This window comes from Lactobacillus sp. ESL0703 (assembly GCF_029433435.1).
In the GTDB taxonomy this organism is placed as follows: domain Bacteria; phylum Bacillota; class Bacilli; order Lactobacillales; family Lactobacillaceae; genus Lactobacillus.
On record NZ_JAQTIB010000003.1, the window covers coordinates 1 to 24,624 of the forward strand.

21 protein-coding genes are annotated in these 24,624 nt (G+C 39.8%); 3 read left to right on the plus strand and 18 right to left on the minus strand.

Annotated features, from left to right (window positions below; genetic code table 11):
- Positions 1 to 371 precede the first annotated feature (371 nt).
- The 3 genes from serS to PT278_RS05050 form a co-directional block, all read right to left on the minus strand.
- Positions 372 to 1,679, minus strand: coding sequence for a serine--tRNA ligase (gene serS / locus PT278_RS05040; RefSeq protein WP_277130712.1), 1,308 nt, complete (start codon positions 1,677 to 1,679; stop codon positions 372 to 374).
- Positions 1,680 to 1,905: 226 nt separating this feature from the next.
- Positions 1,906 to 2,448, minus strand: coding sequence for a GNAT family N-acetyltransferase (locus PT278_RS05045; RefSeq protein ID WP_277130713.1), 543 nt, complete (start codon positions 2,446 to 2,448; stop codon positions 1,906 to 1,908).
- A complete protein-coding gene (locus PT278_RS05050) occupies positions 2,448 to 3,056 on the minus strand; it encodes a TVP38/TMEM64 family protein (protein WP_277130714.1) in 609 nt (202 codons plus the stop codon). The genes PT278_RS05045 and PT278_RS05050 overlap by 1 nt, the downstream gene beginning before the upstream one ends.
- 120 nt (positions 3,057 to 3,176) lie before the next feature.
- Between PT278_RS05050 and PT278_RS05055 the strand changes: the two genes are divergently transcribed.
- The 3 genes from PT278_RS05055 (at position 3,177) to PT278_RS05065 (ending at position 6,018) form a co-directional block, all read left to right on the plus strand.
- Positions 3,177 to 3,605, plus strand: coding sequence for a cytidine deaminase (locus tag PT278_RS05055; protein WP_277130715.1), 429 nt, complete (start codon positions 3,177 to 3,179; stop codon positions 3,603 to 3,605).
- 83 nt (positions 3,606 to 3,688) lie between these two features.
- The gene (locus tag PT278_RS05060) at positions 3,689 to 4,468 is read left to right on the plus strand and encodes an alpha/beta hydrolase (protein ID WP_277130716.1); all 780 of its coding nucleotides are present in this window, start codon (positions 3,689 to 3,691) and stop codon (positions 4,466 to 4,468) included.
- A gap of 173 nt (positions 4,469 to 4,641) precedes the next feature.
- Positions 4,642 to 6,018, plus strand: a complete 1,377-nt coding sequence (locus PT278_RS05065; protein WP_277130718.1) for an NAD-dependent succinate-semialdehyde dehydrogenase — start codon at positions 4,642 to 4,644, stop codon at positions 6,016 to 6,018.
- Positions 6,019 to 6,076: 58 nt separating this feature from the next.
- On the opposite strand, the gene PT278_RS05070 is transcribed toward PT278_RS05065, so the two are convergent.
- The 15 genes from PT278_RS05070 to PT278_RS05140 form a co-directional block, all read right to left on the minus strand.
- Positions 6,077 to 7,096, minus strand: coding sequence for a zinc ribbon domain-containing protein (locus tag PT278_RS05070; protein WP_277130720.1), 1,020 nt, complete (start codon positions 7,094 to 7,096; stop codon positions 6,077 to 6,079).
- 143 nt (positions 7,097 to 7,239) lie between these two features.
- A complete protein-coding gene (locus PT278_RS05075; RefSeq protein WP_277130721.1) occupies positions 7,240 to 10,107 on the minus strand; it encodes an MMPL family transporter in 2,868 nt (955 codons plus the stop codon).
- A 15-nt stretch (positions 10,108 to 10,122) separates the two neighbouring features.
- Positions 10,123 to 10,686, minus strand: a complete 564-nt coding sequence (locus PT278_RS05080; protein WP_277130723.1) for a TetR/AcrR family transcriptional regulator — start codon at positions 10,684 to 10,686, stop codon at positions 10,123 to 10,125.
- A 125-nt stretch (positions 10,687 to 10,811) separates the two neighbouring features.
- The gene (locus PT278_RS05085; RefSeq protein WP_277130725.1) at positions 10,812 to 11,732 is read right to left on the minus strand and encodes a serine hydrolase; all 921 of its coding nucleotides are present in this window, start codon (positions 11,730 to 11,732) and stop codon (positions 10,812 to 10,814) included.
- A 14-nt stretch (positions 11,733 to 11,746) separates the two neighbouring features.
- Complete coding sequence (locus PT278_RS05090) at positions 11,747 to 12,664, minus strand: magnesium transporter CorA family protein (RefSeq protein ID WP_277130727.1); 918 nt, start codon at positions 12,662 to 12,664, stop codon at positions 11,747 to 11,749.
- Positions 12,665 to 12,804: 140 nt separating this feature from the next.
- Entirely contained in the window at positions 12,805 to 14,106 is a 1,302-nt protein-coding gene (locus PT278_RS05095) for an extracellular solute-binding protein (RefSeq protein ID WP_277130729.1), read from the minus strand.
- Positions 14,107 to 14,362: 256 nt separating this feature from the next.
- Positions 14,363 to 15,859, minus strand: coding sequence for a hypothetical protein (locus PT278_RS05100; protein ID WP_277130731.1), 1,497 nt, complete (start codon positions 15,857 to 15,859; stop codon positions 14,363 to 14,365).
- A gap of 144 nt (positions 15,860 to 16,003) precedes the next feature.
- Entirely contained in the window at positions 16,004 to 17,308 is a 1,305-nt protein-coding gene (locus PT278_RS05105; protein ID WP_277130732.1) for an extracellular solute-binding protein, read from the minus strand.
- 47 nt (positions 17,309 to 17,355) lie between these two features.
- On the minus strand, positions 17,356 to 18,651 hold the full coding sequence (locus PT278_RS05110) for an MBL fold metallo-hydrolase (protein ID WP_277130733.1): 1,296 nt from the start codon (positions 18,649 to 18,651) through the stop codon (positions 17,356 to 17,358).
- Positions 18,635 to 19,459: a carbohydrate ABC transporter permease gene (locus PT278_RS05115; RefSeq protein WP_277130734.1), complete on the minus strand. Its 825-nt coding sequence runs from the start codon at positions 19,457 to 19,459 to the stop codon at positions 18,635 to 18,637. The genes PT278_RS05110 and PT278_RS05115 overlap by 17 nt, the downstream gene beginning before the upstream one ends.
- Positions 19,460 to 20,326, minus strand: coding sequence for a sugar ABC transporter permease (locus PT278_RS05120; protein ID WP_277130735.1), 867 nt, complete (start codon positions 20,324 to 20,326; stop codon positions 19,460 to 19,462).
- On the minus strand, positions 20,326 to 21,411 hold the full coding sequence (locus tag PT278_RS05125) for an ABC transporter ATP-binding protein (protein WP_277130736.1): 1,086 nt from the start codon (positions 21,409 to 21,411) through the stop codon (positions 20,326 to 20,328). The genes PT278_RS05120 and PT278_RS05125 overlap by 1 nt, the downstream gene beginning before the upstream one ends.
- A gap of 340 nt (positions 21,412 to 21,751) precedes the next feature.
- Positions 21,752 to 22,585: a CPBP family intramembrane glutamic endopeptidase gene (locus PT278_RS05130; protein WP_277130737.1), complete on the minus strand. Its 834-nt coding sequence runs from the start codon at positions 22,583 to 22,585 to the stop codon at positions 21,752 to 21,754.
- Positions 22,586 to 22,808: 223 nt separating this feature from the next.
- The gene (locus PT278_RS05135) at positions 22,809 to 23,720 is read right to left on the minus strand and encodes an L-lactate dehydrogenase (RefSeq protein WP_277131014.1); all 912 of its coding nucleotides are present in this window, start codon (positions 23,718 to 23,720) and stop codon (positions 22,809 to 22,811) included.
- 339 nt (positions 23,721 to 24,059) lie between these two features.
- Positions 24,060 to 24,557, minus strand: a complete 498-nt coding sequence (locus PT278_RS05140) for a cupin domain-containing protein (RefSeq protein WP_277130738.1) — start codon at positions 24,555 to 24,557, stop codon at positions 24,060 to 24,062.
- Positions 24,558 to 24,624 lie beyond the last annotated feature (67 nt).

Consider the following 24,624-nt stretch of genomic DNA (forward strand, 5'->3'; position numbering starts at 1 on the left):
CCCCTCCTGAAGAAATTTTCAACTCCCTCAGCAGCGTTTATTATCTTACTAAACCTTCGAACTCTTGTCAAGCCCTTCCGCTTAGTTTTTATTTTTGCACTTGATTAAGCTAACCAGCTCTCTCAAGCGCAAGTAATACTTTACCCTCTTTAGCTGCTTTCGTCAAGCTTAGTATTTTGTTCGCTATTTACTTAAAACTACTGTCTAATTAGTTTAAGCTAATATCATTTGGCTGTATTTATCTAATTTTAATACCATATAACAATAAAAATATTCGGAATTTAGCTATTTTCAGTCAAAAAACGGCATAAAATTAATTTCACTTTTTTTCAAAATAACTAAAAAAGAGGTCCAAATGGACCTCTTAACGCTTAAATTAAGCTTTGTTCTTTAGTAATTTTTGTCATTCCGTTCATATATGGCACTAGTGCTTCAGGAACTGTCACTGTACCATCTTCATTTTGGTAATTTTCCAAAATAGCAGCAACTGTTCGACCAACAGCTAAGCCTGAACCATTCAATGTATGTGCTAAATGCAATTTACCATCTTCACCACGATAACGGATTTGTGCACGCCGTGCCTGGAAGTCAGTACAGTTAGAACAAGAAGAAATTTCACGGTACTTATCTTGTGCTGGCATCCAAACTTCCAAATCATAAGTTTTGGCACTAGTAAAGCTAGCATCCCCAGTTGACAATGCCACAACGTGGTATGGCAAGTTTAACTTTTGAAGCAAGTGTTCAGCGTTTGCCGTCAACTTATCCAATTCATGCCATGATTCCTCAGGCTTACATACCTTGACCATTTCAACTTTTCTAAATTCGTGCATTCTAATCAAGCCGCGTGTATCACGACCAGCAGAACCAGCCTCACTTCTAAAAGCTGGAGAAAGTGCGGTCACATTAATTGGCAATCTGTCTTCGTGGATAATTTCATCACGGAAATAGTTAACTAGTGGCACTTCAGCAGTTGGGATTAAAGTTAAGTCAAGTTCCTTATCTGGATCATCATTATCCACAATTGTATAAACGTCCTCGCGGAATTTCGGGAATTGACCGGTTCCTTGCATTGATTCATCGTTTACCAAATATGGTGGAATAATTTCTGTATAACCAGCCTTGGTGTTTTCATCTAAGAAAAAGTTGAACACGGCCCGCTCCAAAAGTGCACCAGCACCTTTATAGTAGACAAAACGCGCACCAGAAACTTTAGCACCACGATCCCAGTCTAAAATATCTAAGTCTGTTCCTAAATCCCAGTGAGCTTTAGGTTCAAAGTCTAATTTTGTTGGTTCACTCCACTTACGGACCTCTTGGTTGTAACTTTCGTCAGGACCAACTGGGTCAGAATCATCAGGAAAGTTAGGCAAGCGCAACAAAATATAATTTTGCTTATCAGTTAACTCATTAACCTTATCATCTAAATCTTTAATTTCACTGCCGACTTCACGCATTTCTGCAATTGCATCTGCGGCATCTTCCTTATTACGCTTAGCTTCAGCGATTTTTTTAGAAACATCGTTACGCTTAGCCTTCAATTGCTCACTTTCATTTAAGCTTTCACGACGTTCCTGGTCAATCTTAATCAATTCATCTAATTGCTCCGGCTTAATTCCACGCGTAGCAAGCTTATCCTTTGCCCAATCGAGATTCTCACGAATCACCTTAATATCTAGCATTGTTTACCTCCATAAAAAAGAGCCAACTCATCCCTACATCTTGGGACGAATTGGCTCATACATGGCTTCGCGGTACCACCCAGTTTCAGTTATTATCAAAAATAACTGCACTTCATTATTTGGCGATAACGGTGCCGCGACCCGTGTAACTATTAATTACCCACATTAAAGAATCTGGAAACGACATTTATTCGCTCGCACCAACCGCGAATTCTCTGAAATAGTCTTAAGATTCCGTGTTTGAATTTATTTTAAGCCATTCTTTCCTCACAAGCAAATAGTATTTTTCTTGATAGGAAAAAAGTTGGCTTATTTTACTTAAATCGACAGAATAAACGTACTTAAAGCCCAGCTTCTGCAGCAATTTTTGCGATTTTAGGTTATGAACAAAAGTCCCGGCCCAAATTTCGGTTTGGTCAAGCTGATTAAAAGCATAGGCAAAGACAAGCTGCAGGGCCTCGGTCATATAACCGTGACCAGAAAATGATTTATCTAATAGGAAACCAACTTCTTTAGTCTGCAATAAATCTTGCTCATTTGTCCCGCGCTCATATAGTTCAACCAGCCCAATCAGCTGCTGCGTTTCTTTTAGACAAATCGCATAACTATTATCACGCGCCGCATACTGTCCTGCTGCAGTTTCAGCCTGCGCCAAGTTTTGGTAGCGACTAAAGCCCGCATATTTATAGTAGTAATCGTCCTGCCCCCACTTTAAAATCGTCGGAGCATCTGCCAAATTAAATGGACGCAAATAAACACGACTGACCATTATTTACTGCCTACAAGTTTGAGCAACCAGTCCATCCCAAACATTAAGGCGAAACTGTACGCCGCAATTGTCCACGGTTTGCCCAAAATGATTATCCAAAAGTAGGTCCAGAATTTCATATCGGTTAAGCCCGCCAGCATACATAACACATCGTCTGGTGCCATCGGCGCCACAATACAAATCGCAAAAAACCAGTTAAACTTACGCTGATTTTTCGTCCACTTCATATATTTATTCAGTGTCTTTTCAGAAACAATATGCAAAATGAACGGCCGCCCATAATATCGCGCCAAAAAGAAATCAATGATTGAACCAATGCAAACGCCGATATAATTATAGATAAACCCGGCAACGGGGCCAAAGAACACCACCCCACCAAGCAGTGAGACACCACCGGGAATAATTGGAAACACAACCTGCGTTGTCTGAATTAACACAAATATAATCGGACCAATAACTTTTTTATTGGCCAAATATGCGCGCATCTTCGCCTGACTAGTAAAAATCCCTAGACGATACCAATAGATACACAGTAAGATAATAATAATCCCGCTAACAACGGTCAAAATATTAATTAACCGGCGACTAGCTTTTGGTGACAAGTGCATAATATTCCTCCATGTTAAGGTCAATTTTACCAAAATTTCACGACTGATGATTGCTTTTTAGGTTAATTCCGGATAATAATTAAAATAATTTAAAATTATCAACACTAAAAGGAGGTCAAAATGGATATCTGGAACCAATTATATAAAACCGCAGCCAAGGAATACAGTCCTGGCGACGTTTCACCCTTTGTTTATGCTCGCAGTGTTGTTTGTGCCCTAGAAGCAGAAGACGGTCAAATATTTGTCGGTGTGTGTATCGAAAGCTGCTCGGGCGTCTTAAACCTATGCGCCGAACGTGTCGCCGCTTTAAACATGTATGTGGCTACTGGTCAAACTCATATTAAGCGCATTATCGCCTTTCGCGACCGCCCGCCTTATGGCGGCAGTTCCGGTATGCCCTGCGGCGCCTGCCGCGAATTTCTAATGCAATTAGATCCGCGAAACAAGGATACCGAATTTATGGTAGATTATTCAGCGCGGCAAACAATTACTCTGGCAGAACTAATTCCTAACTGGTGGGGAACAGAAACTTCAATATCACAAGATTAATCACCAAATTCTTTTACCCAAAAGCACAAATTTATCTTAATATAGAAGAGACACTAAAAATAGTTATATTGGAGGTTTAATATATGGCTAAAATTAAGAATGACATTATTTATGATGAAGAACACAACTTGGCAGCTGATATTTACTTACCAGACGAAGCCTCAAAAACCACTAAAGTCCTAATCTTTTGGCACGGCGGCGGCTGGATTCGCGGGGACAAGGGTGACGTTAAGGACCTATGCCTCAAGATGACGCAGAAGGGCTTCACTGTCTTTGTGCCCAACTATCGCTTGGCACCAACCAATACCTTCCCAGCAGCACATGATGATACCGTCAAGTTCGTCGAATGGCTGCTTAATTCTGACTATACCGGAACAAACACCAAGGGTATCACCCAAATCGGCGCTAGTTCTGGCGGCGTGATGGCCTTATACATTGCTGGAAAGTACGGCTTCCCAACAGTCACTTGGTCAGCACCAGTCAATTACTCCGCTTGGATGAAAGAACACGAAAATACCACGGCTTCAATCGATGCCCGCGGCGAACTTGGCTTAACCGACCCTAAGGAAATTAACGATGCCTTCTACAAATACTTCGGTTTAGCTTATGCTGGTTCAAATGATGCGGCCACTTTTGAAAAATTGGATGCCAAATCTTACGACTACAGCAACTTGGGCCACCTATGGTTAATTAATTCGGCCGATGAATTATCCCCATTGAAGTACGTCTTAGATTTCATACAAGACTTAGCTGACCAAGACCGCGGTTCAGAGCTCACCGTTCTGCCAGGTCAAAAGCACGCAATGGCCTATGCCAATGAATACATTGATGCTTCACTTGCCTATTTGATGCAAATGATGTAACTAACAAACTACCAAGAGACCACGAAAATCTTAATTTTTCGCGGTTTTTTTGTAAGCACATTAATTATTTGTAAAGGCCAGTTCGTTCAATTTAAATAAAATTGATAACGCTTTATAATGTATCTTGAAACATCTATTATGTTTTAAGAATGATTTTAAAAAGAGGTAATAATATGGCTAAATATCAATCAGTCAACCCATACACTAATGAAAAGTTTGCCGAATATGACAACCCAACAGCTACCCAAATTGACGAAGCAATTAATCTTGCCCATTCGTTATACAAGAAGTGGCAACACGAAAGTCCTGAAAGCCGCGCCACAGTTTTGCACAAAGTTGCAGACAGCTTGCGTAAGCATGAAGACGAAATGGCTGAAATGATGACCCTTGAAATGGGTAAAATGCTCCACGAATCAAAAGAAGAAGTTGAACTTTGTATTTCTATCTGTGAATACTACGCTGAAAAAGGCCCAGAAATGCTGAAGCCGCAACCAGTTGAATCCAAACTTGGTCATGCTTACTACTTAAAGCAGGCTACTGGTGTTATCATGGCCTGCGAACCATGGAACTTCCCACTTTACCAAATTATCCGGGTCTTTGCTCCTAACTTTATCGTTGGTAACCCAATGTTATTGAAGCACGCTCACAATGTTCCTGGTTCTGCTGCTTTAGCTGCCAAGATTGTTAAAGAAGGCGGCGCTCCTGAAGGCAGTTTCATCAACCTTTACCCAACTTATGACCAATTAGACAGTATTATTGCTGACCCACGAATTTCTGGTGTTGCTCTAACTGGTTCTGAGCGTGGTGGTGCTTCAGTTGCCGCTAATGCCGGTAAAAACTTGAAGAAGTCAACCATGGAACTTGGTGGTAACGATCCATTCATCATTTTGGATGATGCTGATCCAGCTGTTTTGAAAGAAACTTTGTGCAGAGCTAGAACTTATAACGGCGGACAAGTATGTACCTCATCCAAGCGAATTATTGTTGTCAAATCCCGCTACGAAGAAGTTTTACACGAATTAAAGAACGTCTTTTCTAACTTGAAGCCTGGCGATCCAATGAATGACGCAACTACCTTGCCGCCAATGAATTCAGCTGGTTCAAGAGATAAATTAGTTAAGCAAGTTGAAGCAGCAGTTGACGCTGGTGCTAAAGTCTTCTACCAATATCCAGAAATCGAATCCGACGGTGCTTTCTTTAGACCAGTAATCCTAACCGACATTGACAAGAAGAACCCAGCATTTGACGAAGAAATGTTCGGTCCAGTTGCAATGGTTTACCAAGTTGAAGATGAAGACGAAGCTATCGCCTTAGCCAACGATTCAAGTTACGGTCTTGGCTCATCAATCATCAGTTCTGATATTGCCCACGCTCAAGAATTGGCTGCACAAATTGAGAGTGGGATGACCGTAATTAACGGCACCTGGATTACTTCAGGCGAATTACCATTCGGCGGCGTTAAGAATTCCGGTTACGGCCGTGAGTTAAGTGACCTAGGCATGATGGCCTTTGTTAACGAACACCTCGTAATCGATGTTCCTCATAAATAATTTTAACTAACAAAAAAATGCTGAGCTTCATGCCCAGCATTTTTTTGTTGCTCTTTTTTTAAGAATGCTTTCTAAATAAGTCGAAACCTGCAAGCCCAGTTGTCATTAAACTTGCCAAAATCAAAAAGTACGTTGAAGCCCCAATTGACACGGCATACAGCACCAATTGACTGGTCAGACTGTGCAAGATTCCCGTATTTGCCCGCGTGCTGCTTGATAATCTAAAGACCAAGTAAATTAAGAACGCCGTTTCTAATAAAGAAAGGATGAAGGTCAGCCACTTACCCTTTTTCGTATTTTGCAGGGCCTGATACATAATCATTATCGGAAAGATTATTAACAATAGCCAAATTACACATAAAAGCACGCCCTGCATAAGCGTTGAACTTGAAGCAAATAATTGCCCCGCTAAGCTCAAGGCAACACGGGTAATCGACATCTTGCCCGTGTAAGTAATATCAGAAACCGAAGCCCCAGACCCCGTAAACAAAACTATTAAACTAATCAAAGACGTCATTACCACTGATAGCTGAATATAGTTAAAATGCTTTTTGACAGTGACCGTTTCTTCTTCAACCTCATCTGGACCGTCAGACTTTGTTTTGGTATAAGAGCGCACCTTTTGACTATGGTCCTCAACCTTATTAAACATATTCGAACCAAGCTGGTTAACCTTTTCTGTTAACCGGCGGTCAACGGTATAGCGTTCAATCTCATTTTGCCGTGAACAAACAAAGTACAGCCAGAACAGCAGCAAGAAAAAGCTAATCCAGCCTAAGCCCCGCGAAAAGCTCATGATAATTAACAGCACAATCCCCACTAAAAACACAATCATACTGTTAACTCGAATCCATTCCAACATCTTTTTAATCGTTGAATTTTGCTTATCAGGATAAAACTCCTGGCGGTAAGCCTCGCGGCTGGCGATTTTCTTACCCATCTTTTCGTCTTCATACTTTACCTCCTCACGCCTATCTGTAAAGAACGTCTGCCGATATTTTTGCAAATTAAAGTGACAATTCGGGCACAGCTGATCGTCATCGGTGATCGCTTTGCCGCAGTTTGGACAAGTAGTCATAAACTACACTCCTTATTTTTAATAGTTACTTTTAAGTTAATAATAAAACAAAATTATTAGTTTACAACCAAAATTATTAGTTTTAGCCAATAAAAAAAGATTGAACAGCTCAAAGTTGAGTTATTCAATCTTATTTTGATTAATTATTTTTTGATGCGCTTATTCTTGCGGCCCCAATGCAAACCCTCATAAGTCAGCTTAACTGCTGCTGATAAAGTAATTGGCATAATAAAGACCAGAATAATTAAACCGATAATTACGGCCAGTGCCACCTCAATCAAGGTTGGAATACCAGACGGAATTAACGCTGCAAACGTACCACCAAGAATAATCGCTGCCGAAATAACAACAGGCCCGATAATACCGCAGGCCTTCAAAATACGCTCACTTGGCTTAGCGCCCTCGATTTCTCGATAACGCGTCATTAAGAAGATACTGTAGTCAACACCTAAAGCAATCAGCATAATGAAGCTAAAGAATGGTGTATTCCACGTCAACATACTATTGCCAAGCAATGCCTTGACGAGCCACTCACTAATTGATAATGAGCAGAAGTAAGCAAGCAGCAGTGTTCCCAGAATATACAGCGGCTGCAATAATGATCTGGTAACAAAGATCAAAGCAATGCCGATACCAACAAGCATGATAGCTGCAGTTCTAATAAAGTCGCCGTTAGCAACCTGCTTAATATCAGCAATCTTGGAGCTTTCGCCACCCATGGCAACTGTCGCCTTTTCTAAGCGGGTCCCTTGAAGTGATTTTTTAGCCATTTGGCTGAGTTCTTCAACTTCACCAGTTGCCTTGGTACTACTTGGATTAGAATTAAAGACCATCATTAACATTGCGGACTTCTTATTCGGACTTAAGTAGACCTTAACTGAATCTTGGAACATATCCGACTTGATAAATTCAGTTGGAATATAGAAAGTATCAGCTGCAGAAGAACTTGCTAGGCCGGTTAAGTATGATGCTCCTTGACCTAAACCGCTATTAACAGTATCAACACCTGAAGTAATCTTTGGCGTGCTGGTTGCTAATTTACCGGCTCCTGAACTCAATTGACCTGTACTTGAATTTAATTGGCCAATGCCACTATTAAGACTAGCAGCTCCTGAACTTAATTGGTTAGAAGCAGACGCCAAACTGCCAACACCTGATTGTAATTGTCCCATTTGACTACTAGTATCTGGCATACTTGCCGAAGCAGTAGACCATGATTTGGCAAGAGCCGCACCCGCTGCCTGCATAACTGCTAACCGTTGTCTTGGTGATAGACCCGGAATTTTAGCCACATTGCTAGTCAAGTTCTCTTGGTAGCTCTGTTCAAGGTTAGCCTTGATACTCTGCTGCTGACTAGCCATAGACTGTGAACTAGATGCTAGTTGCGAATTCAACTGGTTTAAACCTGATGCTAATTGCTGACTGCCGCTCTGCAGCTTGCTAGAACCGCCCTGCAGGGTGCTGGCACCATTTTGCAATTGATCGGTTCCGTTAGCTAATTGATTAGCACCTAACGTTACTTTCTTGCTGGCTTTACTTAACTTGTTTAAGCCGCTGCGTGCTTGATCGACACCGTTATTAACCGTGTCCAATTGGTTGTTAACGTACAGCTGCTGGATACTTTCACCATAAGGCTGAGTAACTGAGGTCACAAAGGATACGTCCTTTGAAGCCTGCAATTGTTTTGTTAATTGGTCAATCAATTTCAGGTCTGCCTCATTGTCAAGGCGATGATTGCTCTTAATGTAGAGGGTGGTCGGCTCAGCCATTCCCTTAGAGAAGTGCTTCTCCACAACCTGCAGTCCTGCCTTAGCTGGGACACTATCCGCAATTTCATCAGTATCATCATAATTCAAATGACCTGAGTAAAACAGCGCAAATGGCGTTACTACAACTGCCAAGATTATTAAGTAAACAATTGGATGGGCCAAGGTTCCCTTAGAAATCCCGTGCCATAATTTGTCCTCATGTTCGCCAGTAAATTTCTTAACTGGCCAGAACATTTTTTCACCCAAAACAGCCATAAAGAATGGGTTCAGCGTTAATAGGACAACCAGCAAGACAGCAACACCAACGGCAACACCAACAGCTGATTGGTAAATTGAAAACTTCGCTAAGCTTAAAGCAGTAAAACCAATTAAAATCGAAGACCCGGAATACAAGATTGTCTTGCCAGCAACCTTCAAGGCATTCTTCATCGCCTTGTAGCGATCCATCCCCATGCCGAGGTCTTCCTTAAACTTATCATACAGCAGGATATTATAGTCGGTTCCGATTCCAAACAGCACGATAATCATGAAGACCTGCGTAAAGTTTGAAAATGGGAAATTGTAGTGCGCAACCAAGTTAGTCACAATTGAAAAGGCCGTAATGAACGATACCCCAACTGTTAATAATGAAATCAACGGCACAATCGGTGACTTAAAGACAATTACCAGGACAATGAAGATAAAGATAACCGTAATTAACTCCGTCTTCTTAATACCCTCTTGAATTGAATTAGTAAAGGCATTTTGCAAAACATCCGCGCCTGTGACGTAAGTCTTCACGCCCGCTGTTTTGACCGCGTTAGTTAATTGCGTTTCCACATCATTAATTGGCGCGTGCTTTTTAGCAACGTTAACCTGCATAATCCAAGTTGTGCCGTCTTTTGATTCTAGCTTCTTCTTGGTGGCAATATTATCTTCAGGCCCTAAGACTTGCTTAATGCCATACTTATCCTGATGACTCTTAAGGTCGTCAATCGTTTGATTGATGGCCACCTTATCATCATCTGTTATCTTGCCCTTATCCTTATTAAACACAACCGCAATTTGATAAGTGTTCTTTTGCTTAGGTCCCCAATCGTTTTGAATTGATTGAGCTACCTCACTTTGGACATTTTGCGGGAGAGAAACATTTGAGTGCTCACGTGTTAACCCGGTAATATCGGGTAAAGCAATCACAGAAATAATTAAAATTAAAACCCATGCAATTAATGAAAAGACATGGTTTTTTAGTAGTTTTTGCACTCTACTTTTTCCTTTCTAATTGTTTAAAGCCTGCTTTGGCTGAACCAGCTGCAGCAGTAATTTATGGTAACCTTGATCGGCCTCTTCATCAGTCTCATCGGTAAATGATGATGAAACATCCAAGAAGACATAACCAAGAACTGCACCAATTAAAGCGTGAAGCGATACCTTACTATCATGACGCAAGTTTAATTTTTCAGCCAAGGCAATAATATTCATAATTTCTTGACTAATCGCATCATCCTGCTGGTATTCGTTTAAATGATACAAAATACTAAGCAGTGCGGGATCATGCAAAATAAAATCACGCACAATATCCGCAAATTTAAGCAGCGCATCAACACCTGACAAGCCAATTAAATTTTCTACTAACCGTTTACCCAGTAATTTAATTCGACTGGCACCGACAAGCGACAACAACTGCTTGCGTCCCGAAACATAATGGTAAAGCGATTGCGACCGCACACCTAGCTCCTTAGCCAAATTGGGCAGGGTCATTTTCGAAAGACCTTTCTGCGCAATCATTTCGGTTGCCTTTGCAATCACTTTACTTAAGTCAAGGCTCCTTTTTTGAACCATTCCACGCCTCCTCTACTAGCACGAGGAATAATATAACACTACAAAGTGAAGATTACAATCTACAAGCTGTAAATTATTTTTATTTAAACAAAAAAGCCTTACTAACATAAGGCTTATCTTCATTATTATTTAAAAAAGCGATTAATGGTCTGTCCCAAACTGGCAAAAGCCGCATCATCACTGCACCAAACACTCATGCAATATGCATGAGCGCCATTTTGGACAATTGCCACTGCCGACTTACTATCAGAAACCGTGTATATTTGACCATGAAGTCCGTGAACCAGCTGCGACTTAGACCGTGTTAGATTGAGCGCGCCTAAAGCTAAATTCGCATATTGCCGACTAAGAGTTTTATTCTGGTATAAATTACTCATTACATTAGCTAAGTCAGTTGCCGTCGTCATGCTTACTGGATCAGCAGTAAACTTACTGCCAACCTTAGTCTTAGTCGCGCCCATTTGGTCAATAATTTCATTAACTTTACTTGGACCAACTTTGCGCAACAAGGCATTAGCAGCAGTCTTATTGCCATGCATCATCGCCTGCTTCAAGTAAGCAATGCCATAAGCATAGCCGGGTTTTAACATTTGCTCACCCTTAACGCGATCAGCCTTTTTGATTTTAATTGCCGTGCGTGAAGTTAACTTGCCATGCTGCTCCTGGTAGTAAATCGCGGCTAATAAATATAGCCGGCTGCTGGCAGTCACGCCATGTGCCTTAACCGTATTATTAACTCGGGCAAACTTGTGCGAATTTAAGTCCTGCACACAGACTTGATAACTCTTGTCTTTGCCCATCACCTGTTCAATTTGCTCAGCCCAATCCTTGTTGCTGCCGGCTTCAACCTTAACATCTGCGGTGTACTCAACCTCGGCAACACTCGGCTCATGACCTTTTTTCGCGGCGGCACCTTTTTTAACTACTTTATTTTGCGGACTGACAATATGCACGCTGGTATTTTCAACCCGCTTTAAGTTGGCTGAATAAAGCATAAATGACAAAAGTGCCGCAATTAATGAACCAACCACAATTTTATTTTTCATAAATTAGCCTCAATTTAGAAGAAATGATGTCGTTTCATTAAAATAATTAACCACACCATCAAAACAATGGCAAAAACGGTAATCGCAATCCAGTCAGACGGTTTGTGCCCCACCGGCAAGCTGACATTCATGCCGTAAAAACCGGTCAAAATTGTCGGAATCGTTAGAACTAGTGACCATACCGTCAGGAATTTCATCGTATCGTTCAGGTTATTATTCATCATATTATTGGAAGTCGCTGACAAAGTTGCCGTTACCTGCTGCGAAATCTTCACCATTTCTGCAGCCTGATTAGATTCAATTAAGACATCATCCAACCGTTCACGCGCATATTTGGTAAAGTCTAACTTTGATAATTTTAAACTGTGAAGCATCATTAAATCAGTTTGAATTGAGCTAGATAGGTAAACCAGACTTTTTTCAATATTTGATAATTCCACTAAGTCATGATTATCAATGTCATCGGACAACTTTTGATCCAAACTATTGCGTTCAACATCTAATTGCGTGATTGCCCGCTGGAAGTACTGCGATGAAAACAGCAAAAACTTCATTAATAGTTCTGTTACATCTTGAGCTTGTGCTAACTTGCGCCGCATCGGCTGATCGTTAAATTCATCAAAGACATAACTGGTTGATTCCGTATGGAATGTAAAAATATTTTCACCAGAGACTAAAAAAGTAATTGGGTGCGACGTAAAGTGCTTAATCGACTTAGTCGGCCAAATAGGCACATCATAAACCAGCAAGTGAATTTGCGTATGCGTATCATAGTCATAGTGCGGACGTTCGTGGCGGTCAGAAATATAAGAAATCATATCAGGAGTGAAATTAAAATCATCCTGCAGCCTGTTGCTGTCTTCCTCACTCAAATTACTGATGTCATACCACTTATATTCGGTATCTACAGGAAAAGATTGTTCTCTAATCACCGCGTTCACCCCTAGCTCTTTAATCTAATTGACCACAAAAACGATCAATCCTATGCTTTATTTATCTTACCATTCAAGCAAAAAACAATAAATAAAAAACAGACCCAACGGCCTGTTTTTTTATAAAATAATTTACCTAATTATTGCTTCCATGCAGCGTCAAATTTTGTCTTGCCTGTGTTAATCGCATTATCAACATTCTGCTTCTTTTGCGCTGCTGACAAGATTGATTGCATAATTGCTGGCAATTGACTGTAAGTTGCACCGGAATCTTTAATTACTGGCACACTGTACATCGTGTTAGTCTGCAAAACATTCTCTAACTTAGCCGGCAACTTCAAAGCCTTGTTAGCCTTATAACTCTTAGTCTTAGCCACATTCTCATTAACTGGAATATAGCCAGTTTCTTTAGCCCACTTAGCTTGACTTGATTCGGAAGCCAAGAACTTCATATACATGAAGGCTGCTGACTTTTGCATAGCCGTTGCGTGGTTAAACATGTAAATGTCGGTTCCTTGCTGCATTGTGTATTTGCTTGGACGTGCAGCAACGTCATAGGTAAAGCCTTTCTTAGCTGCCTGCTTAACCCAAGTTTCAGTTGATGAAGAAGTAACCATCATTGCTAACTTCTTGTTAGTAAACGGAATGTAGAGGTACTTGTCTGAACCCGGCATTCTAAAGTAACCAGCTTTTTCACCATCGGCAAAGTAATTGATGACCTTCTTAGAATCATTTCCAGCAAAATCAATCTTGCTGGAGAAGTTTTGCCCAGCATTCTTCATCCCTAATACGTAGTAGTTGTCCAAAGCATCAAAACCAGCACCAACTACCTTATGATTACTCTTTTGGTAGATTGTTTGGGCAGTCTGCTTGAGTTCTGCCATCGTGGTTGGCACTTTCTTAATGCCATATTGCTTCAGCATTGCTGGATTATAAATCAAAATTTCGATTGACTTGTTAAACGGAATCCCGTATTGGGTGCCATTAATCTTAGCACCATCAAGCAAATCGGACTTAATGCCACTTGCTGCTTGACTGCCCCAACCAACGTCCTTGTTATTAACGTATGGTGTCAGGTTAACTAGCATCTTATTCTTAGCGGCACTCTCAAGCCAGTCAGGATAAGCCTGAGTAATTGTCGGCAGATCCTTTGGTGATTGCAAGGTCGAATTAATCTTAGACTGTAAGTCGTTATAAGCACCCTGCTCTTCCAACTTAACCGTAATGTTAGGATTCTTCTTTTCAAATTCCTTAGTTAAGCTCTTCAAAGTGTTTTCCTGTGCACCTTGCATTCCGTGCCAAAAAACAACCGTGGTTTTCTTAGTTACTTTAGGAATTTTAGTGTTAGTTGAAGTTGATGAATTGCCCTTTGAGCAAGCAGCAGTTCCCATTAAAGCCAAGCCTGCCACTGCAAGTGTTGCAAGCTTTTTCCCGAATTTCATTTTAGATTTTCCTCCAAAAATAATTGCTTTTAATCTGCAATAAAATACCAATTAATAATTCTTGTTAATTGTATAGCAAGCTCTGTAAAATTACAACTAAATTTTCACCAAAAATTCGGCTTTTGTAAAAATATTATATTTAATTATAGTTAAAGTTCGTATTTTTATCGAATAAAATTTAAAAGTTACCAGTTTGTTCTAATTTTGTGAATAAAAAAGACTGATTGTGAGTTGAAACAATCAGTCTTAAAATATTTTATTTTTCTACTTCCACATAATCTGCAATGTTCAGCTTGCCTACCTTAGTAGTGACGGCTGGTTTAACCGTATAATCTGATAAATATACATCTAACTCAGTATTATCTTTATTAAACAGAGCATTATAATAATGATTTGTTTCCTTAGGATACTTAGTTTGAAGATCACTGTTAGCAAGTGGCAGAATTGCGTTTGCTTCTTTAGCAGTTAAATGATTAATATCCTTAACTTTTATCCGCTTACCGCGATCAAGTTCAGTAGTCGCTTTTTGAAGATCAGCAATAGCTTTTTGCACATCCGTATCAGTACTAATTAATGAATCATAGGCAATTTGAGCTTTTTTAAAATAATACTCGTATGAACTACTGCCTGTATTAGAATAACGGTATTTTTCACTGGCTCTAATTTCTGGAGCTTGATCCAGTAACTGCTTTAATTCTGCACGTTTAGTATTTGAAGCTAGTGGCTTATCAGCCAGGGCATCTTCTTTAGTATTGAGCGGGGCCAATTTAATACCATAGATATACTTAGTATCAGCTGCTTTAAGAAGCGCATAGCTATTATCCACTACTGTAGACCTAACTTGATAAAATAATTCAGGCTCAGTTTGCCCAGGTTCACGTAAATAAAATGCCTTAGTTGCATATTCAATTCTGCCCTTCTTGACAGTAATTCCTTGAACAATTGAATTTGGCGTATTACCAGAAGCAATAATCAGATTTGAATTAGGAACCACACTCTGAGTAGCTACTTTGCCTTTGTATGTATAATAATTGGTGTCTTTAGTTGTCAGAACAGCCATATGCGTACTGCATGGCAGCAATTGTAAATCCTTTTTACTATAAATTGCCGTTAGAACATCACCATCATCAATATCTTCATCTAAGAATTGGTTACTACCCTTGATGCGATACATAATTGAATAGCCCTCGTCAACTTGATAGTCTATATCTCTACCATCTGTTACAGCATCCACGACAACCTTTTGACCCGGTGTAAAATGTTTAGCAACTTTTTTTCCTAAATCAGCATCGTATACCCAAATTGTATTTGCTTTTTTATCATCAAACATCTTCTCAGTCAGCTTAATTGAAGCTTGATTTGCCAAAAGTGACTGACCATTGATCTTTGTCACATTAGCTGCTTTAATATAGCCGCCATGGCCAATACTATAATATGTTTTTCCGTTAATCATTTTATATGGTAGGTAATACCAATCCCAATTCTCATCATGAAAAGAATAATTCTTAGACCGTGGATCTGTTGTTGGTACTGCTTGACTGGCCACATTAATTGACTTAGCAGTAATCAAAGAGCTTTTACCGCGATAAGACCATAATTTTTGACCATATTTATTATAAATACGAGAATGATTGATTTTTAAATTAGTTTGGTTAGCTGCCGCTTGAACTTGGGCTGGCTGACTTGCCAGCATAGCAGGTCCAGCTAGCATTATCGTGCCAAGCAACATAATAATTTTTTTGCTGATTTTCATTATTAATACCTCACAATAAATTACTTAAATTATTGTAATCGCTAAACATATAAACATCAATAGTTCCTCGCTTTAATATATCAAAAAATGCCTGCCCCACATAGGACAGACATTTTTAATTATCGTAATTTTGTTATTCAGTTTTTATTGTTGCCATGCAGCATCAAATTTTGACTTACCAGACTTGATTGCATTATCAACCGCCTGCTTCTTTTGCGCTGCAGACAGAATATTTTGCATAATCGGATTGAGCTCACTATAAGCCGCACCAGCATTCTTAACAACTGGCACACTGTACAAGTTCTTCATCGCATCTTCCAGTTTAGCTGGCAGCTTAATCTTCTTGTTAGCCTTGTATTCCTTAGAGTCAACAACTTCTTGGTTAACTGGGATATAACCAGTCGCATTAGCCCATTCTAGCTGACTACTCTTGGAAACTAAGAACTTAATGTACATAAAGGCAGCTGCTTTTTGTTCAGCAGTCGCATGTTTGAACATGTAAATATCTGTTCCCTGCTGCATTGTGTATTTACCAGGACGCGGTGCCACATCATAAGTAAACCGATTGCCGACACCCTTTTTAACAAAGCCTTCTCCAGCAGAAGTTCCGATATACATCGCTACTTTACGATTGGCAAAAGGACCTGACAAGTAATGTTCTGAGCCGGCAATTTCAAAATAACCAGCCTTGATACCATCGGCATAATAATTGATAACCTTCTTAGACGTAGCACCATTGAAGTCAATCTTGCTTGAAAAATCAACGCCCTCATTCTTCATCCCTAAAGCATAGTAGTTAGATAGAGAATCAAAGCCAGCACCAACAACCTGGTGGTGACTCTTAGTATAAATAGTTTGCGCGTCCTGCTTGAGTTCAGCCATTGTCGCTGGTGCCTTTTCAATGCCGTACTTCTTAAACATATCGGCATTGTAAGTCAGAGTTTCAATTGACTTATTAAACGGAATCCCATATTGCACACCGCCAATTTGCGCACCCGTAAGTAATGCCGGCTTAATCTTGGAGGCTGCAGCACTGCCCCAGCCAACATCCTGATTATTAATGTAAGGCTTTAGGTCAACCAGCAACTTATTCTTGGATGCGGTATAGAGCCAATCAGGGTAAGCCTGAGTAATCGTTGGCAAATTATTCGGCGACTGCAGCGTCGAATTGATTTTTGCCTGCAAATCATTGTATGCCCCTTGATTTTCCAATTTAACCGTAATATTTGGGTTCTTTTGCTCAAACTTCTGGGTCAACTTCTTCAGCGTTTCCTGTTGCACGCCGGTCATCCCATTCCAAAAGACAACAGTCGTCTTCTTGGTAATTTTAGTTGGGATTTTATCAGCACTCGTACCTGACGATGAAGACCCGCCATTAGAACACGCAGCCGTCCCCAGCAAAATTAATCCCGTGGCCAAAGCTGCAGCAAGCTTTTTACTAAACTTCATTAGGTAAACCTCCTAAAAACAAAAACTAAACAACAATTTTTGATTCACTAAAGCGTAATTGTTTGCTTACGCTTAGGTAAAATCCGTTCACCAAATGGGTTCTCCTCCAGCTCCGGGTGCAATGTGTGTACCGGGATTAGTATTGCTGGCTGAACCTCGCCAATAATTTCTCTGAGTTCTTTAACATCAGCGTGACCCGAGCAGCGCAATGCCTTGAACTCAATCTGCTTTACGGCAAACTGCTGGACGAATGGGCGATATGCCGGATCAAATTCGCCTAACGGTTCAGCATTAGAATGAAGATAGATGCCGCCCTCCTGCAGCTTGTCAAAATCAGCTACTGCCTGCCACAGATACTTGCCCTTGTCTGCCAGCAATTCCTGATAAGAAACTGCTAGTTCAGGCTTTAAGTCCGTAAACTTTTCATCTTGCGGCAAGTAATAATACGGATAATCCTTATTTAAACTTTCTTTGAGCAAATGTGCCCGCGCCGCATGCAAAACTACTTTTCGCGGTGAGTCGCTGATAATTCTTAACAAGCGTTCGACATTAGTCGGATAAGTATTAAAGGTCAACTGCCGATTAGGATTAGCTTCTTGCAGCTTTACTATCTGCTCCGTCAATTCCTGCTCATTTTTCGGACCAGTAAACTCTTCACTACTTTGGTCATGATGTTCTTCTGGCCATGAGACACCAGTGCCTTCAATAATTAACACGTCACTACCCTTAGCAGCTGCTAAAAATTGGTGTACCCAGTCGGGATGATAACCATGCAGCCGAATATCACCAGTATAGGCAATTTTCTTATCTGGCGTTGTCACAATTAAGCCAGTTGCCCCGTAGGCATCGTGATCGCTTGGCCAAACTTCAAGGGTAATCTCACCGACCTTGATTGGCTGACGAAATTCAGCCGCAATAATCGGCCTAGTATAATTAGCCGCATGTCCTGCAGCCGGCAATAGAAAATCTCCTCGTTCATTGAGCGCAGGCAACATTTTAGCAGTAATTGGTCCCGCATAAAGTGGTATCTCTGGTGCCAAAAAGTTCATTGCCTTACTGTGGTCAAGATGAAGGTGCGACATGTAAGTAGCCGCATATTCAAAACGTTCGTGATCGATTGCCTTGCCTGTCAATTGTGGATCATAAAAGTTGGGGACATCCCCAATTAATTGGTTTTGGATTAACGTTGCAAAACTTTCATCCGGCAAGTTTAACTCAGGTCGATAAACTTCACCTAGGTCAAACAGCACGTGCGACTTATGATGAGCAACCTCAATCATCGGCCCGCCAATTGTCGTCAGTCCATTATAAAAAGTAATTGTTGTTCTATCCTTTAAGGTCATTGCGCACAACTCCTTGGATAATCTGTTTTCTAAAAATAAAGTACAAAATCAAAATTGGCAAAACTGTCAACGTTGCTGCCGCTAATTGCAGCTGGGTTTCACTCCCAGCATCCGAAGCAAACGTAGCTAACCCATTATTAAGCAGCCGCATCGTGTCTTCATTAGTTACTAATAACGGCCACAAGAATGAGTTCCAGCCAGAAATAAAACTAAGCAAGCCGACAGTAAACAACCCGCCCTTGGACATGGGCACCAAAATCTTCCAAATGTACTCCCAATCACTGGCGCCATCAATCATCGCCGCTTTATAAATTGTGTCCGAAATTGAGCCAAAATAACTCTGCAGGTAATACATATAAAAAATTGACGTCAAAAACGGCAGCACTAACCCAATGTAGGTATTAAGCAGTCCCAGATGAGCAATCGTGTTGTAATTGGTAAAAATAATCGCTTCTCCTGGCACCATTAATAATGACAGCAGCACCATCTGTATAACTCCCTTGCCCTTAAAATGCAGATTGACCATCGCAAAGGCACCTAATAGTGAGTTGAACAAACTGACAATTGTTGTAATGCTGGCAGTCAATACTGTATTGAAAAAGTACCGCGCAAAGGGAGCTTGTGCGAAAACCTTAGCATAATTGCTCCATTCAAAATGGTGCGGAATGAGTGTCGGCGGAATTGAGGTCGTCTCTTGAAAACTCATTAATCCGCCTAAAAGCATATAAACAAACGGAAAAACCGTGATGACTGCGAAGATGAACAAAATAAGATAGCTGAATAAAACACCTAAACGTAGTTTTTTCATTTAATTTTCTCCAATCTTCTTCATCATTTTGCGCTGCAAAAAAGTCGCTAGCAAAATAATTAAAAACAAGATAACTGTCGCCGCCATCGCTACACCGGGTGTACCAACAATCTGGAACTTGTTATAAATATAGAACACTGCAGTCGTCGCGGAATTACCAACCCCGGCTTGCCCATTGAATAAGGCGTAGACCGATGTATAAATTTTAAAGGCACCAATCACATTCATTGTTAACAAGAAGGCAATTGTCGGTACTAACTCTGGCATCGTAATCCGCCAGAACTTATCCTTGCCGCTGGCCCCGTACATCTCTGCAATTGTGTAGAAATTTGGGTCAATATTGCGTAATGCCCCCATCAAAATAACAATGTTAAAGGCTAGTGATGTCCAAATGCCAAAGATAATAATCGTCGTCAATGACATTGCTGGATCATCAATCCAATTGGGTGCGGGCAAATGCAGACTGCGCAGAATAAAGTTCAGCATCCCGTAATCGCCGTTGAAGATGTAGCGAAACACAATCCCAATCGCAATCGTTGAGGTTACATACGGCATAAAGAAGGTTGTTTCAAAGAACGCCTTGTGCTTAACCTTGCTAAAAATAATCCACGCCAGCATGATTGAAATTGCCAAGCCCACTGGTACAGAAATGACAGCGTACAAAATAGTATTCTTAATAGCCAACCAAAATTCAGGATCATGAAAAAGATACTGATAATTGCTAAATCCAGCCCAAGATAGGTCAATCAATGAACCTTTTTGCAGGCTCATGCCAAAGGCACGCAAAATTGGATAGATACTAAACAAGGTTACAAAAATAATTGTCGGCGCTAAGAACAGCCACGCCTTTTTTTGATTTGTCTTCATTAGTACACGCGCTCTCCTTCAGGGGTAAAGAGAAAAATTCGGTCGAGCCTCAGCCCCAGTTTAATCTGATCGCCGCGTCTTAATGGCGATTCCAAATTCACCAATGACCGCGCTTGAACATCATCATGAGTAAATTTTAAAATCCGCTCACGACCAATCAACTCAACATCATCAACCTGCGTTGTTATAATTCCATCTTCTTGAGGGACAATATTTTCCGGACGCACCGATAACGTATACTCACCATCTGGCATTTCACGCTTAAATCGCGATTGATCTAGGTCTGCCAACTTAATTGTAAAATCGCTCGCCCGCAATTCATCAGCAGTTTTTGTAACCTTAAAATTATCAATCACGGGATTACCAACAAAATTAGCCACAAAATAATTATTTGGTTCCAAATAAAAATTCTGTCCCAAATCATCCTGCTGGATAAGACCATCATTGAAGAGAATAATCTTATCGCCAATTGACAGAGCTTCTTCTTGGTCGTGGGTAACAAATAAGGTCGTAATTCCCACTGACTTAACTAATGAACGAATTTCTTCACGAATCTTCAGCCGCAAACGGGCATCAAGGTTGGATAAGGGCTCATCCATTAACAAAATCTGCGGCTCCTGCACTAATGCCCGCGCAATTGCCACCCGCTGCTGCTGCCCACCTGACAAGTTACCTGGCTTTTGCTCAGCTAAGTCAGTGATCTGCGTCAATTCCATATACTTACGCGCAATCTGCTCGGCTTCCTTCTTGGACTTCTTATGTTTACCAACCACTAATGGAAACATCACGTTCTGCAAAACCGTCATGTGCGGATATAAGGCATAGTTCTGAAAAACATAGCCAATATGCCGATCCTTTGGTGCAGTCTCTACTACCGACTTCCCACCAAATAAAATATCACCAGCAGATGGACTAAGCAGCCCTGCCAATATATTCAAAATAGTTGTTTTACCACAGCCTGATGGCCCTAAAAGACAAACTAAATCTCCTCTCTTAACAGAAAAGCTAACGTCTTTAATGGCTTCATGCCCATTGTCGTAGACCTTTCTGAGATTTTTTACTTCAACGAATTTGTTATCATCCATAAGTTCGCACCACTATATCTTGTATTACCTGTTTATTTTCCTCCCTAATTTTAAGATAAATTGTGCTACAGCACAACTATCTTTTTCTAGCAAAAATTCGTAATTTACTAAAAGTAAGTTGACTTTCAAAGCTAATATTCGCTTTTACCTCGTAAATAGTTAATTATTTGCCCAAAATATTATTTATTGTTTCTATTTAGTTATTATCCAGAGTAAAACAAAAAGGCGGTAATTCTTACTACCACCTTTTTGGATCACGATTATTTCGAAACCGGCTGATTAACCGAATATTAATTAAAAATTTTATTCCTTTTCTTGACTAAAAATCAGCTTGAATAATTTAATTATGATTTTCCTCTTCAAGCCAAGTCTGACTATTAAAATTATGAATTAATAAAACAGCAATAACAAACCAAACCACTAACTCCAATATTGCACACTGCACATCTGAAAATGGTAATAAATCTTCCCATCCCAAATAAAAAAAGCACGCACCAAAGTCATTAATAAAATGAAGTAACATTGGTAAAAGCAAGTTTTTACTACGTAAATACAATGCTCCAACTAAAAATCCAAAACCAGTTGCTCCAACTACTTGTATAAATAAATCAAGCAAAGTTGGCTGATTATTACCAATAATGTGACTACAACCAAAAATGATTGAAGAAATCATTAATGACCAAAAAACGCCAAATTTTCTTTGAGATAATCGTCTTATCAACGCTGATAAAAGAATTCCTCGAAACAAAATCTCTTCAAAAATTGCTGGTCCAAAGTTGAAACATAGATTCAGAATATCATTATTATTAAAACTAAATTTAGTAGTTGTAATACCATAGCTATAAACAATAAATGCCATTAACCCAACAAATATTGTACTAAAAGACCAATACCAATTTTTAAAGTATAGCGATTCTTGTAACCACTTTTTATTCAAAAATAGTAATAGCAAAACAGAAAGAATATACCTAATAATAGTAAATGGCACTTCCAAATTATCAGCTACTACTAGTGCTATGCCTCTACTTAAAATTTTAAAATGATATAGTACATTTAATCCAAAACCAGGAAGAAACATTAAGCCATATGCAATAACCACATATGCCAATTCCATCACAATAAAAAATAAAATGGGCGTCCATATACTATCATCATTTACTTTGGTTCTTTTCAATCTTCTTCTCCAAAATACATAAACTTTTATAATCTTATGGTAGCATCTTAAAAAATTCAGACAATATATGTTGGCATATCTCATGATTGTCTGTCTATCCATAATTAAAAAGAAAATCATGAAAACTTTTGGTAAAACTTTTCAAGAAATTCGCCAATCACCAAAAGTTGCTCAGCAAAAAGCTAGCAACCTATAAAGATTGCTAGCCTTAATTAATATCCAACTAAATTTCTTTCTTTGCCTTTTCCTTAATGGTTTCGGCAGTTTCTTTTAATTGCTTCTTCTCGGCATCAGTTAAATCCAATTCAACCTTTTGCACGATACCATCCCTGCCAATTACTGCAGGATATGACATGTATGTCCCGTATTCTTCCTGATAATTGGATACTGGCATTTCCGTACGCGAGTCACTCAAGACAGCTTCAACTAAGCGAACAGCCGCAGCCGCAATACCGAAGTTGGTGTATTGCTTACCGGCATAAACGGTGTAGCCGCCTTGCTTAATTTCTTCATTCATGTCAGCCAAACTCCAAGAGTTCTTCTTAGCAGTCTCAATGAATGGCTTTTCCAAAACCTTAACCGTTGACCAAGCAGTAAATTGTGAATCACCATGTTCACCAAGTGTAAAGCCAATAACTGAACGTGGATCAACTCCCGTCTTTTTACCAACAGCACGCTTCATTCGCGCCGTATCAAGCAGGGTTCCTGTACCAAAGACATGTTTTTTTGGCAGCCCTGTTAATTCCTGATACAAGCCGGTGATGACGTCAACAGGGTTAGAAATACAAATAATAATCCCATTAAAACCGCTCTTCTTAATGCCATCAGTAACTGCAGCCATACGCGGCTTATTATAGCGCAACTCGCCAAAACGATCCTTTGCGGACAACTTAATATTGCCCATTGCACTAATGATAATATCCGCATCGCCAAGAGCCGCATAATCGTTAACCGTAATATTAGCGTGATGATGCAGGTTCGCCATTGCATCCTCAAAGTCAAGGGCGTCTGCCTTAACTTTACCTTCGTTTTCGTCAATTAATACCAGATCGTCTACCAATCCAGAAACAATCAGCTGGTGAGCAACTGTACAGCCAACGTGGCCATCGCCAATAATGCCAATTTTATTCATAATAATTTCCCCCTTCTGTTGATAAGATTGTTAATATAAACTCCATTATAAGCTCATCCCAGTTAAAAATAAATTTATTTTGAAAAAAATATTAAAATAATCAGCAGTATTTTTGAAATATACACAAAACGTAAATAGTAATACACTGATTTCTAACTTTTTTCCACATTTTCTGTTGATAACTTTATTTTTTATTGCCAGTATGACGCTAATTTAGCGATTATTTCTTCACTAAAGATTTTTTTACACAGGTACTGTGAATTTGCTGTTCATAAGTTTTTATGTTGTAATTTTTCCACAAAATAAAAAGAGTACTTCTGTTTGAGAAGTACTCTTTTTACGTTATTTTTCATCAACTGTCATTCGCGTAATAACATCAGTTAACTTAGGATACATCGCTAATAATTCTTGCCGACTATATAAAATAAAGTCATGATAATCAAATCCTGGTGCTACTACACAGCTTACAAGGCAAAAGCCTTCGCCACCCTCTACCTCAGCACCAAAAATTGTATTCTGCGGTACGCTGTATTGCAAAACTTCGCCATTCTTAATGTCCTTACCTAATTTAACGGTCCAGTATTCGCCAGTTTCACTAATACAATGAATGGTAATTGGCTGACCATCATGATAAAACCAAATTTCATCGTGATTCAACTTGTGTAAATGCGATGGACTGCTGGCATCAAGCAAAAAGACAATTGAAGTGTAACGATATCGTTCGCCGTTACTCTCTGGCGCAAAGTACTTGTCTGGACTATGAGAAATGTCCTTAAACCAGCCACCTTCAGCGTGTGGCTCTAAGTCCAGCTTTTCAATATAATCTTCCTTAGTATTCATAGATTCTGTTCTCTTTCTCATAAACAAAGGTTAGTAATCAAAATCATTTTACCATTACCCGAAAAAG

Bases quoted from the DNA above. Each gene is read 5' to 3' on its own strand.
- PT278_RS05125 (WP_277130736.1), bottom strand. From the start codon at position 21,411: ATGGATGATAACAAATTCGTTGAAGTAAAAAATCTCAGAAAGGTCTAC.
- PT278_RS05070 (WP_277130720.1), bottom strand. From the start codon at position 7,096: ATGACTACTTGTCCAAACTGCGGCAAAGCGATCACCGATGACGATCAG.
- PT278_RS05080 (WP_277130723.1), bottom strand. From the start codon at position 10,686: ATGGTTCAAAAAAGGAGCCTTGACTTAAGTAAAGTGATTGCAAAGGCA.
- PT278_RS05140 (WP_277130738.1), bottom strand. From the start codon at position 24,557: ATGAATACTAAGGAAGATTATATTGAAAAGCTGGACTTAGAGCCACAC.
- PT278_RS05105 (WP_277130732.1), bottom strand. From the start codon at position 17,308: ATGAAGTTTAGTAAAAAGCTTGCTGCAGCTTTGGCCACGGGATTAATT.
- PT278_RS05060 (WP_277130716.1), top strand. From the start codon at position 3,689: ATGGCTAAAATTAAGAATGACATTATTTATGATGAAGAACACAACTTG.
- PT278_RS05095 (WP_277130729.1), bottom strand. From the start codon at position 14,106: ATGAAATTCGGGAAAAAGCTTGCAACACTTGCAGTGGCAGGCTTGGCT.
- PT278_RS05065 (WP_277130718.1), top strand. From the start codon at position 4,642: ATGGCTAAATATCAATCAGTCAACCCATACACTAATGAAAAGTTTGCC.
- PT278_RS05050 (WP_277130714.1), bottom strand. From the start codon at position 3,056: ATGCACTTGTCACCAAAAGCTAGTCGCCGGTTAATTAATATTTTGACC.
- PT278_RS05120 (WP_277130735.1), bottom strand. From the start codon at position 20,326: ATGAAGACAAATCAAAAAAAGGCGTGGCTGTTCTTAGCGCCGACAATT.
- PT278_RS05085 (WP_277130725.1), bottom strand. From the start codon at position 11,732: ATGAAAAATAAAATTGTGGTTGGTTCATTAATTGCGGCACTTTTGTCA.
- PT278_RS05100 (WP_277130731.1), bottom strand. From the start codon at position 15,859: ATGAAAATCAGCAAAAAAATTATTATGTTGCTTGGCACGATAATGCTA.
- PT278_RS05055 (WP_277130715.1), top strand. From the start codon at position 3,177: ATGGATATCTGGAACCAATTATATAAAACCGCAGCCAAGGAATACAGT.
- PT278_RS05115 (WP_277130734.1), bottom strand. From the start codon at position 19,459: ATGAAAAAACTACGTTTAGGTGTTTTATTCAGCTATCTTATTTTGTTC.
- PT278_RS05110 (WP_277130733.1), bottom strand. From the start codon at position 18,651: ATGACCTTAAAGGATAGAACAACAATTACTTTTTATAATGGACTGACG.
- serS (WP_277130712.1), bottom strand. From the start codon at position 1,679: ATGCTAGATATTAAGGTGATTCGTGAGAATCTCGATTGGGCAAAGGAT.
- PT278_RS05045 (WP_277130713.1), bottom strand. From the start codon at position 2,448: ATGGTCAGTCGTGTTTATTTGCGTCCATTTAATTTGGCAGATGCTCCG.